This window comes from Caldisphaera sp., assembly GCF_046536515.1.
Lineage (GTDB): Archaea > Thermoproteota > Thermoprotei_A > Sulfolobales > Acidilobaceae > Caldisphaera.
The window spans coordinates 1-10617 of record NZ_JAWDMQ010000045.1 but is presented as its reverse complement, the minus strand read 5'-3'; the positions used below and the strand labels follow the sequence as shown (position 1 = coordinate 10617).

At 28.6% G+C, this 10617-nt stretch carries 9 protein-coding genes and 1 pseudogene; 5 read left to right on the top strand and 5 right to left on the bottom strand.

Going from position 1 to position 10617, the window contains the following annotated elements:
- Nucleotides 1–427: 427 nt before the first annotated feature.
- A complete protein-coding gene (locus RXO53_RS06485) occupies nucleotides 428–637 on the bottom strand; it encodes a CopG family transcriptional regulator (protein WP_410713429.1) in 210 nt (69 codons plus the stop codon).
- Nucleotides 638–845: 208 nt separating this feature from the next.
- Between RXO53_RS06485 and RXO53_RS06480 the strand changes: the two genes are divergently transcribed.
- Complete coding sequence (locus tag RXO53_RS06480) at nucleotides 846–1673, top strand: 7-cyano-7-deazaguanine synthase (protein WP_410713428.1); 828 nt, start codon at nucleotides 846–848, stop codon at nucleotides 1671–1673.
- Here the strand turns inward: RXO53_RS06480 and RXO53_RS06475 are convergent.
- Together RXO53_RS06475 and cysC are read right to left on the bottom strand one after the other, a co-directional pair.
- A complete protein-coding gene (locus tag RXO53_RS06475; RefSeq protein WP_410713427.1) occupies nucleotides 1670–2077 on the bottom strand; it encodes a hypothetical protein in 408 nt (135 codons plus the stop codon). The two genes, RXO53_RS06480 and RXO53_RS06475, sit on opposite strands and share 4 nt — an antisense overlap.
- Before the next feature lie 112 nt (nucleotides 2078–2189).
- Complete coding sequence (gene cysC / locus RXO53_RS06470; RefSeq protein ID WP_410713426.1) at nucleotides 2190–2750, bottom strand: adenylyl-sulfate kinase; 561 nt, start codon at nucleotides 2748–2750, stop codon at nucleotides 2190–2192.
- A 160-nt stretch (nucleotides 2751–2910) separates the two neighbouring features.
- On the opposite strand from cysC, the gene RXO53_RS06465 reads away from it, so the two are divergent.
- A complete protein-coding gene (locus RXO53_RS06465) occupies nucleotides 2911–3150 on the top strand; it encodes a hypothetical protein (RefSeq protein ID WP_410713425.1) in 240 nt (79 codons plus the stop codon).
- Nucleotides 3151–3158: 8 nt separating this feature from the next.
- Complete coding sequence (gene sat / locus RXO53_RS06460; protein WP_410713424.1) at nucleotides 3159–4304, top strand: sulfate adenylyltransferase; 1146 nt, start codon at nucleotides 3159–3161, stop codon at nucleotides 4302–4304.
- Here the strand turns inward: sat and RXO53_RS06455 are convergent.
- Both RXO53_RS06455 and RXO53_RS06450 read right to left on the bottom strand, forming a co-directional pair.
- Entirely contained in the window at nucleotides 4301–5581 is a 1281-nt protein-coding gene (locus RXO53_RS06455) for a hypothetical protein (protein WP_410713423.1), read from the bottom strand. The genes sat and RXO53_RS06455 overlap by 4 nt on opposite strands.
- 15 nt (nucleotides 5582–5596) lie before the next feature.
- Nucleotides 5597–7033: a hypothetical protein gene (locus RXO53_RS06450; RefSeq protein WP_410713422.1), complete on the bottom strand. Its 1437-nt coding sequence runs from the start codon at nucleotides 7031–7033 to the stop codon at nucleotides 5597–5599.
- A 756-nt stretch (nucleotides 7034–7789) separates the two neighbouring features.
- Between RXO53_RS06450 and RXO53_RS06445 the strand changes: the two genes are divergently transcribed.
- Both RXO53_RS06445 and RXO53_RS06440 read left to right on the top strand, forming a co-directional pair.
- The gene (locus RXO53_RS06445; protein ID WP_410713421.1) at nucleotides 7790–10108 is read left to right on the top strand and encodes a M1 family metallopeptidase; all 2319 of its coding nucleotides are present in this window, start codon (nucleotides 7790–7792) and stop codon (nucleotides 10106–10108) included.
- A 95-nt stretch (nucleotides 10109–10203) separates the two neighbouring features.
- Nucleotides 10204–10617: pseudogene (locus tag RXO53_RS06440) on the top strand (S9 family peptidase); the annotation flags it as partial.

Here is a 10617-nt window from a genome sequence, read left to right as displayed (position 1 = left end):
TCTCTACACTTGATTATGAATAAAGATGATTGAAAGTGTAGAGAAAAACGGTAATTCATGAATATATTAATGAATTTTATCTTTTATAATCTGGATTTTTACTACAAAATATATAATATACTTGAGGTAAAATTATAAAATAATCCTTGCTAATTATTTATGTATGAAGAACAAAGCTGATTTCTACTGCAATACCAAAAAGATGGTTTATCTACTGTAACGTGGAGAGCAAATATATTAACCAATTTCAAGAAAAGGGAAGGGAATTTTTCGTATTAAGGATAAAGTAATAAGTATAAGTATGACCTTGGTCTTATTTTAGAAATAGATCTGAATAGCGTGACCGACTAGCTATGAAGCGATAAAAATGAATGTTAAGATGCAAACCAATGAACTTCGCTGAGAACTCTTTAAGACTTGAAAGAGGTCACATATAACCTAATCTTTTTAACCTATCTTTAACTTTTTCTTCATCTTCCTTTGACATAACTTGGCTTGAAGATTGTTGGAGAAGTTCATTTAACATAAATTCTATCAATTCTTCGACTGTATTAAAAGTTCCTTGGTCTTCAAGGTATTTCTTTATTTTATTATACAATTCCTTTGATATGTATACTGCCTGCTTATCTTGGCTCATATTGAGCACCTTATCTTAATTTGTTTATTAAACTATTAAAGCTTTTTTGTGAACTAAACTTTAATATAATGATCCATTATAAATTATTATAAAAATTATTTATAATAATTCGATTAATATTTATAATAAGCATAACCTTAATCTAATATAATAAATTTAACAAAAAATATAAATTAACTAATGTTTTATGTAAAATTAAGGTGAAAAAATGTACCGTTTAGGAGTGAAACCATCTATAAATAAGCCTTGTAGGGCTATATCAGTGATGAGCGGCGGACCTGATTCTACATGCTATACTGCTTTATGGCTTTCTAGAGGATGCAATGTACATGCTTTAACCTTCCTTTATGGGCAGAAAGGCGTTAAAGAGGCTGAAATAGCGAAGAAAATGGTAGAAAAATTAAACTCGTTATCTAATAAGGATTTTGGGAAAATAGTAGAGCATAAAGTTATTGATATGTCTTTTATGGCGGAAATTTGGAAAAATACTCAATTAACAAATATTAATATAGGAGTAGAAGAAACGTATAAACCAAATGTTGTTGTCCCTATAAGAAACGTAGTTATGTTGTCAATAGCAACTGCATATGCATATACAATTTCAGAAACTTACAATCAAAATGTTTACGTGATTTATGGATCTCATTATAACGATATAGTGCCTAGGCAGGATACTTACGAGCCATTATATCCTGATTGCAGTCCGGAGTGTATAGAATCGTTGCAATCTTCATTTAAAATCTGTCATTTTAGGGGAGAAAGAAGAATAGAAATCTGGTCACCAAGTAAAGAAGGTTTAAAGAAGAGCGATGTTTTTAAATCATGCTATGATATTATTGGTAACTTTATTTACGATACATGGAGCTGCTATTTGAGTGAAGAATATCACTGTGGAAAGTGTGAATCATGCAGAAATAGAAACAATGCTTTTTTAGAGGCTGGATTAAAAGATTGTACAAAATATTTAGCCCCTCCTTCAAATCCAGAGCAGTTTATAAAAATTGATAATTATTATATAAGAAAAGATTGCATTTAAACAGATTTACGGGATTTTCTTAATTTTTTCTTAATAATAAGTTTGTTATTATATCTTAATAGCAATATTGGTATTAAGAATGGTAAGACTAGAGGGAGATCCTTCAAAGAATCTAAAGCAATATGCTTCAGTAGATTATCATCTGGATTAACTCTGTCTCTGTGGATTATGTAATAATCATTATATTCTCTTATGTGTATGCAACTTCCGTCTATTAAAGTTTTTCTCCAATCCAATTTTTCTCCATTATATTCTCCAAAAGATTTTTTATAGCCTTTAGTTTTTGGTTCTTTTATATAGGATTTTTTTATTAGAATATGGTAGTGAAAAGGTTTGTGCAATAAATAGTTCTCTATTTCATCTAAGTCTGTTTTATGCTTAATTATTTCTGATACTTTTTCCATTATTTTACCCTCAAGCTTCTTAAATTTTAGTTAATTGTCCAATTTTAATTATATCAGAGGATTTTTTAACATTGTATATATAATTAATTTTTACGAAAACTATTTCAAACTTTTATTTATTTTGATTCTCAACTTCATTTATTTTTTCTTTTATAAAATTGTAAAGTTTTTCAACATTATATTCAACGGAATTTTTAACAGTATCCAATAATAGATCATATTTTTTTGGCTCTTCATAAGGATCATCTATACCTGTAAAATTTTTTATTTCTCCTTTTAATGCTTTTTTATATAGTCCTTTAGGATCTCTCTTAATACATTCCTCGATTTCACACTTTGTATATATTAGATAAAAATTAGCTTCCTCTTTTATAATGTTTTTTATTTCATTTCTTACGTCTTCGTATGGAGATACAAAGCTGCAAATAGTAACTATACCATTTCTAGCTAAAAGCTTTGCAACGTTAGCAACCTTTATTAGGTGTTTTCTTCTTTCCTCTTTGGTGAAGCCAGCCTCAGGATCTATATTTTGTCTAAACCAATCCCCATCTAAAGTTTCAGTTCTAATTCCATCTTTCTTTATTAGTTCTTTTACAATATTGCTTATTGTGGTTTTTCCACTACCTGATAGACCTGTCAGCCAAAATACTAATCCATTTTGTAGGCATCTCATATTTTTTACCCTTCCATTTAATTGCTATGTTTGCTTTTGATTTACTAGATTTTAATATTTTTACTTCAACGTATATAAGTTTAACAAATATCGTGATGTATATATTTTCTTAATTAAATATTATTAAACTCTTAATTAAATTTAATTATACGGTGAGAGAATGAAGCAGAGGATAGGAGAACCTAATACAAGATATACAACTGTTTCAATTCCAATAACTCTTTACGATAGGATAAAGAATTTAATTCAAAATACTGGATTTACTAGTGTGTCTCAATTTGTTATTTACGTTTTAAGAGATGTAGTTTCGAGCATGGAACAAGAAAAGATGTCTTCAACAATATCAGAGGAAGAGAAAAAACAAATAATTGAAAGATTAAAGAAATTAGGATATATTTAGGTGATTATATGGTATCTAAACCTCATGGAGGTAAGCTCATAGATAGGACAAGGATTGGAAAATCTTTAGATAGGCTAATAGAAGAGTCAAAGAACATGCCTAAGATTAATATCAATGATGGTAGGGCATACGATGTATTAAATATTGCTTACGGAATTTACTCTCCCCTTGAAGGTTTTATGGGTTACAATGATTACGAATCAGTTATTAAAAATATGAGGTTAGAAAATGATCTACCTTGGACAATACCTATTATATTGGATGTTGACGAAAACGAATTGAAAGATATAAAGGAAGGTGATGAGGTTTCATTAATGCATAACAGTGAAGCCATAGCTATTATAAGAGTAGAGGAAATATATTCATGGGATAAAAAAGAATATGCTTACTATATTTATAAGACAACCTCTCGTGAGCATCCAGGTGTTAATAAAGTTTATGATATGAAAAATAAGTTATTATCGGGACCTATAACTTTATTAAAAAACATCAAAGAACCCTACGAATCAGTAAGGCTTTTTCCTAAAGATACTAGGGTTTTGTTTGATCATCTAAATATAAAAAGTGTAGCCGCTTTTCAAACAAGAAATGCGCCTCACTTAGGTCACGAATATGTTATGAAAGCTGCATTAACTTTTGTAGATGGGTTATTTATTAACCCATTATTAGGCTGGAAGAAAAAAGGAGACTTTACAGATGAAGTAATAGTAGATACATATAAAGCATTATTAACTAATTATTTTCCAAAGGATAGCTATATATTTAGCATATTAAGAATGGAAATGAAATATGCTGGTCCTAAGGAAGCAATTCATCACGCAATAGTAAGAAAAAATTTTGGAGCAACTCATATAATAGTTGGAAGAGATCACGCAGGTGTAGGTAACTTTTACGGTCCTTACGATGCATGGAAAATATTCGAAGAATTCCCAGATTTAGGTATAACGCCTATGTTTATAAGGGAGGCATTTTATTGTAAAAAATGTAATGCTATGGCGAATGAAAAAATATGTCCTCATAGTGAAAATGATAGAATAAGGATTAGCGGTACTCAAATAAGAAACTTAATCATGAAGGGAGAAAGACCTCCAGAATATATAATGAGACCGGAAGTTACTGATGTAATATTATCATATAGAACTCCCTTTTACTAAAAACATTTCCACCTATAACTTTTTGCTAATACACAATAAACAATTAAACCTATAAAAATAGAAATAAAAGTGTATTCTCCAAATATTATGTATTTATTGATGTAAAATTTCAAATATTGAAATTCGATGTTATTTGTTATATTAGATATACCAGCAATTTTATCATATTTAACTTCATTTTGAGTTATATTTACGCTGTTTATCTCAAAATGTACATTAACTTTTCTCAAGAATCCATTAGACACTATAGGGGATGATGTTAATATATATGCAGCTGGAAGTTTATATCCAATATAACCATTAATTGATCCGTTAATGTATAGTCCCAATTGATAGCTTTGGTTGTTTATTGTTATTGAACCAGTTAACCATATTCCTTTATCATAGGTTCCTGAATTGTATAAAGAGAATGGGTAAGATAAACCTATCATAGCAGTATGTATATATCTGTTTTCTGTTACGGTTATTATATAAGCCGATGTGGTATAAGGTCTATAAAGCAATGAATATCCGTTTAACTTGCTTACCCCAATATTAATATATCCTTGATAGTAGTTTAATCCAATAACAAAAGAATTATTATTAAATGGATTACTTAAAAATCCGTATATTGAATTATTATCTATAGAGCCTATAAAGTATATGCTTTCATTGTTACTAAAAGTACTATATAAATTAACAGATGTTGGATAAGATATAACATAACTTTTATTTACATTAAAAATTAATGCATTATTATTGTTAAATGTTATGAAATATGTATTGTTATAAAAACCTATATAGCTCGGTGTCCCTAAGTATATGTTTATTTTATAAATTTTTAATAAGCCATTGCTAAGATTTAGGAAGCCTATATATGGATTAACTTGCTTGAGACCAGAGAATACTACTTCATTTTTTGTGCAATAAAGAGCTGTAGGTGATTCATTTAAGTTGTATATAACATAACTACCATTATTATAAAAAATTGTTAATGAAGGATTATTATAATAACCTGATATAGCTGTGTAATAATCTTTGTAACTGCAAGCTAAATTACTTTCTAGCTGATTAATTTGATATTCAGTCTTTCCAATTATTATATACGTTTCGCTATTATTATTTAATACACTGATTTGCTTATTGTCATTTGGTATATAATAGATTAAATTAGAATTTGATTTTATTATTATCCCTTCATCTAATTTATTGCTTATCCCGTATAGAGAGAACATTAAGGATCCGAGGATTAAAAAAGAAAAAATAATTACTATTGCTAATGTTCTGCTATACAGCATTAATTACACCGGTAATTATAAGTGTTTTTTGATTAATATAATTAATACAGCAGCTAATATAATTACTGCTAATGTTCCACCTATAGCTTCTTGAGTTGTTGTATTGGAATTACTATTTACAGTTACGCTAACTTGGCTTAAGTTGCCTATAATTGTTTGATTTGGCTTAACTTTTACTCCAACACCAATTAATTTAACTTGAATATTGTTTAAAGATAAGACTTTATCTGATGCCTCATTGAAACCGTTTTGCTGTAGTATTTCAGATACATTTCCTATTAGGTAATTAATACTGACCAAGTTTTCCTTAGCCGTACTTGATCCTTTATAAGCAATTTTTGGTGTTTCGATGCTGTAATAGCTATCATTGTTATTATATGTCATGTTTAATTCTAAGGAACTTGGTAAAATTATTTCATAGTTATCGTTTATATATTTTATTATTTCAGAAGAAGCATTTAATGCTCTTTTAATTATAGATAAGTTAAATTGACTTATAGGTTGTATGTTTAGAGATGATATTAATGAAGATAAATTAAAATTGTAAGGCATAGACATAGATGTTAAATTAATACTTGTGTTTGCAAATAGGTTTAAGTCGAGCATTCCATTTTTGTTAATGCAATATGAGTTTATCCTTGCAAATTTAGGTTTAAGGAAGTTATTAATTAGGCTATTAACTAACATGCTTGCGTTGTTTTTTGTAGCTTCTGTTGAATTGAAGGTTGCATTTATTATTATACTTATAGAGTTTAGATTAAAATTAACACTGTAATATGTTATGTTTAATCCAGTTATGTTTAGGTCTTTTAATAAATTATCATTTGAAAGATTAGATAATTCAATAAAATTAATACCTTGAATATATTTAGCAAAATTATTAGAATTCATGTAGAAGTTTATGGAATTCTCATCATTTTCACCGTTATTATTTAATAAGTTGTTAAAGTTACCATACAATTTATTATATGCCTCACCGTTAGAATTATTAAATGATCCCTGCCAACTTGCAGCAATTGAAATATTAATATAATAAATTTCGTTTGATGGATTAGCAGTTATTTTTAGATAACCATTAGATGTCATATTGAAATATTGACTTTCATATAAAGAAGAATAATTTGATAGCCCCTCACCACCATTAGAATTGTGATAATATTTGAACTCGCTTAATCTGTATTCATTATTTTCGGTAGATTTTGTAACGTTTAATTTTAACACCTTTGATCCGCTTAAAAAGAGCAAACTCAAACTTAAACTTCCATTACCTTCAGTGTTTATATATTTTGTACCATTGAATAGAAATGATATAGCATTTGGATAAACTATTATGTAAGTGTTATTGATACTTTGTGATTCATCAATGTAATCGGCTTTTGTAGTTAATGGTAATGCGATACTTGCAATTATAATAAATATAAGTGCTGTTGTTAACAGGTATTTTCTGATCATATGCTCACCCTTTATATTGGATATATGGGAAGCGTTTATACTTTTCTCTAAGCTTTACAAAAGTATGACAAGCCCACTTCTCTGAAAGGTATATTTTTAAATTAAAAACGTTAAAAAATTGTAATAGCTGTTAACCGAGTAATCATCACAGAAATGTACGTTTTTACTCTAACTAAAATTGCTTTTGAGAATATAATATTTTCAGGTCAACTGTTAAAAGATAAAGAATGAGGGCCGACTTTACTCCAACAATACCAGATAGTATAATAGAGTATAACACATGAAGGGATATAATTCTCAAGACATCAAGGAATCTTTCATGGCAGGAAAGTGGTCAGAATCCAAAAAGATCTTTGTGATGAGGGATAGGGTTAATTAACTGAAGACTCAGCCTTGGTCCATTGATAGACAAATTAAGCGGGGGGGGGGTTAGAAAATAGAAAAATACTGCTAGCAATAAAATGATGAAGATTAAGACCATAGATAATAAACCAATGAACTACTCTAACCTAACCCTCTTCCTTTAGGGTGAGGAGAAAGTAAGTTAAAAAGAAGCTTTTCTTAATTACGTAATAAATTAAAAAATTTAAATAAAATAATAAATGTATTAATTTCTATCAATTTTACTGATTTTCTTAATATAAGGATTTTTTAGCTATTATTTAGCATATATTATTAACTACGATAAATATCTTAGCAATTTTATTAAACTAGGTTTAAATTCTAGGATTTTAAAATTATAAATTGGGTGCAAAAATGGCCTATTATCAAGGATTTGAAGTATATAAGTATGATATATTTATGGATTTTAATGGAACAAAATATGATGGTATAGAAAAAATTGAGCTAAGTACTAATGATCAAGTAGTTTTAGATTCTGTAGGATTAAAAATAAAGTATGTAAAAGTAAATGGAAATGATGTAGATTTTAAGCAAACCGAAGATGAAGTAATAATAAAAACAGGCATTTTTAATGGTGTTTTAGAAGTAGGTTTTGAAGGAGAAGCTATAGAGAGATTGGTGGGTATATACAAAGCAAAATATGATGGGGACTATGTAATTTCAACGCAGTTCGAGTCTGTTCATGCGAGGAAAATGTTTCCTTGTGTTGACAAACCAAGCTATAAGGCTTCATTTAAAATAAAAGTTAGAGTTTCTAAAGATCTTCATGTTATATCTAATATGCCTATTGAAAAAATTGATATAGAGGGGGATAAGAAAATTGTTACCTTTTATGAGACTCCCAAGATGTCTACTTACTTAATTTATTTAGGAATTGGAAAATGGGAAGAACTTAGCAAGGGAAAAATAATTGTTGCAACGATACCCAATAAATCTCAAAATGGAGAGTTTGCTGCATGGGCAGCAATGAAATCGATAGATTTTTATGAGAGGTATTTCGAAATACCATATACTTTGCCAAAGATGCATCTTATAGCTGTTCCAGAGTTTGCCTTTGGTGCTATGGAAAATTGGGGAGCTATAACATTTAGGGAGTCGGCCCTATTAGTACCAAAGGATTCTGATTTAGGTCAAATGAAAAGAGTAGCCGAGGTAGTTGCTCATGAAATTGCTCATCAATGGTTCGGAGATCTCGTTACTATGAAATGGTGGGATGATTTATGGTTAAACGAAAGCTTTGCTACTTTTATGAGCTTTAAAGCAATAGATTCCTTCATACCTTCATGGAATTTATGGGATGATTTTCTAAGCGGCGAAACAGGAGGTGCTATGGTAAGGGATTCATTATCTACAACCCATCCAATACACGTAGAAGTTAATAGCCCTGAAGAGATAGAAGGTATATTTGATGATATAAGCTATGGAAAAGGGGCCAGCATATTAAGGATGATAGAATATTTTCTAGGAGAATCTTTTAGGAAAGGGTTAAATAATTATTTGAACCATTTTAAGTTTTCAAATGCAAAAGCTAATGATTTATGGGATTCATTACAAACGACAACTTCATACCCCGTTAAATTAATTATGGATAGCTGGATAATGCAACCAGGTTATCCATATGTTAAAGTAAGTTTACATGGTAACAAAGTAGTATTAGAACAGCAAAGATTTACTTTGGCTAAGAATATTGATAACTTAACATATGTAATTCCAATATCTATGAGTTTAAATGGAAAAAGACAGGATTTGTTAATGAATGAAAAAAGGGTTGATATAAAAGTAGACAATATAAAGTCAATCAAGTTAAACCTAGACAGATCGGGATTTTACAGGGTATATTATGATTTAGATAATGAACTTATTGATAATATGAATCCAAAAGAAATTTGGGGATTAGTAAATGATTACTATAATTTCCTTCTTTCTGGATTAATAAATAAAGAAAAATACTTAGAAGTTATAGATAAATACTTTAAAGAAACATCATATTTACCTGTAAATGAAATATCTTCACAGCTATTTACATTAAGCTTAATAAATAAAAAGGCCTATATTGATCTATCGATAAAATATCATAATTATCAATATTCTGAACTAAGTAAAAAGGATGATCCCAACTTAAAATACTTAAAAGGTTTGGTGGCTAGAAGATTAGCTATTTTAGATAGATCATTTGCGCAAGAGTTGTCAAACATGTTTGGAAAAGAGTTAGAGCCTGATATGAGAGAGGCTGTATATACTGCTTATGCTATAATTACTAATGACTTCGAAACGCTTAGTAAAAAATACTTAACTACTGATCTAGATTCAGAAAGATTAAAATTCCTTAGATCAATGATGTATATGTCTGATCCATTAATAATAAAGAAAATTCTAGAATGGGGAGAAGTCAATGTAAAGTTACAAGACCTTTTGTATCTGATGCAGGCCGCTTTAAATGATAATGGTAAAGAGGTATTCTGGGATTGGTTTAAGTTAAAAGGGTTTAACTTATTAAATAAAGCATTCGAAGGAACTGCTATATTAGGTAGAAATTTGATGTGGATCATACCAATATTGGGATTAAATAAAGAAAAAGAAGTTAAAGAGTTCTTTGAAAATAGCCCCTTAAGTAATGATGCAGGCGTAAAATCTGGTTTGGAATTGTTGGAAGTATATTCCAAATTAAAATAAAAATAATAAATAATTAAAAATTTTTAAATTTTATAAATATTGTTGTAGTAAAAACTTATTATTCCATTATTATAAATATTATTGGGGAGAGAATTTTGAGCGAAAAGATAAAACCTGAAGATTTATCTAACTTATTATTTGTTTCTAACCCTCTAATTTCGAAAAATGGACAAAAAATTCTTTTCATAGTGTCAAAATATGACTTAAACAAAAATAGATTAAAAAGCAATATATGGATTTATGATAATAATGATTACTATCCTTTAACAAAAGGTGAAAATGATTTCTGCCCAACTTGGTCTAATAATGATAATTTAATTTCATTTGTAAGAGTTAGAAAGAAAAAAGTATCATTAAATATTTTAAAAATTGGTGGTGAGGAGTACGAAATATTTAGCCAAAAACAAGGTATATCAAAAGTTAAGTGGTCCAGCGATGGTAAGAAAATATTATTCTTATCTAGAACAGTTAGCGAAGATTGGAAGGATTATAGCAAAAGAGAGGCATTG

Excerpts from the sequence above, each read along its gene's own strand:
- RXO53_RS06485 (WP_410713429.1), bottom strand. The coding sequence starts at position 637 with ATGAGCCAAGATAAGCAGGCAGTATACATATCAAAGGAATTGTATAAT.
- RXO53_RS06465 (WP_410713425.1), top strand. The coding sequence starts at position 2,911 with ATGAAGCAGAGGATAGGAGAACCTAATACAAGATATACAACTGTTTCA.
- cysC (WP_410713426.1), bottom strand. The coding sequence starts at position 2,750 with ATGAGATGCCTACAAAATGGATTAGTATTTTGGCTGACAGGTCTATCA.
- RXO53_RS06480 (WP_410713428.1), top strand. The coding sequence starts at position 846 with ATGTACCGTTTAGGAGTGAAACCATCTATAAATAAGCCTTGTAGGGCT.
- sat (WP_410713424.1), top strand. The coding sequence starts at position 3,159 with ATGGTATCTAAACCTCATGGAGGTAAGCTCATAGATAGGACAAGGATT.
- RXO53_RS06475 (WP_410713427.1), bottom strand. The coding sequence starts at position 2,077 with ATGGAAAAAGTATCAGAAATAATTAAGCATAAAACAGACTTAGATGAA.
- RXO53_RS06445 (WP_410713421.1), top strand. The coding sequence starts at position 7,790 with ATGGCCTATTATCAAGGATTTGAAGTATATAAGTATGATATATTTATG.
- RXO53_RS06450 (WP_410713422.1), bottom strand. The coding sequence starts at position 7,033 with ATGATCAGAAAATACCTGTTAACAACAGCACTTATATTTATTATAATT.
- RXO53_RS06455 (WP_410713423.1), bottom strand. The coding sequence starts at position 5,581 with ATGCTGTATAGCAGAACATTAGCAATAGTAATTATTTTTTCTTTTTTA.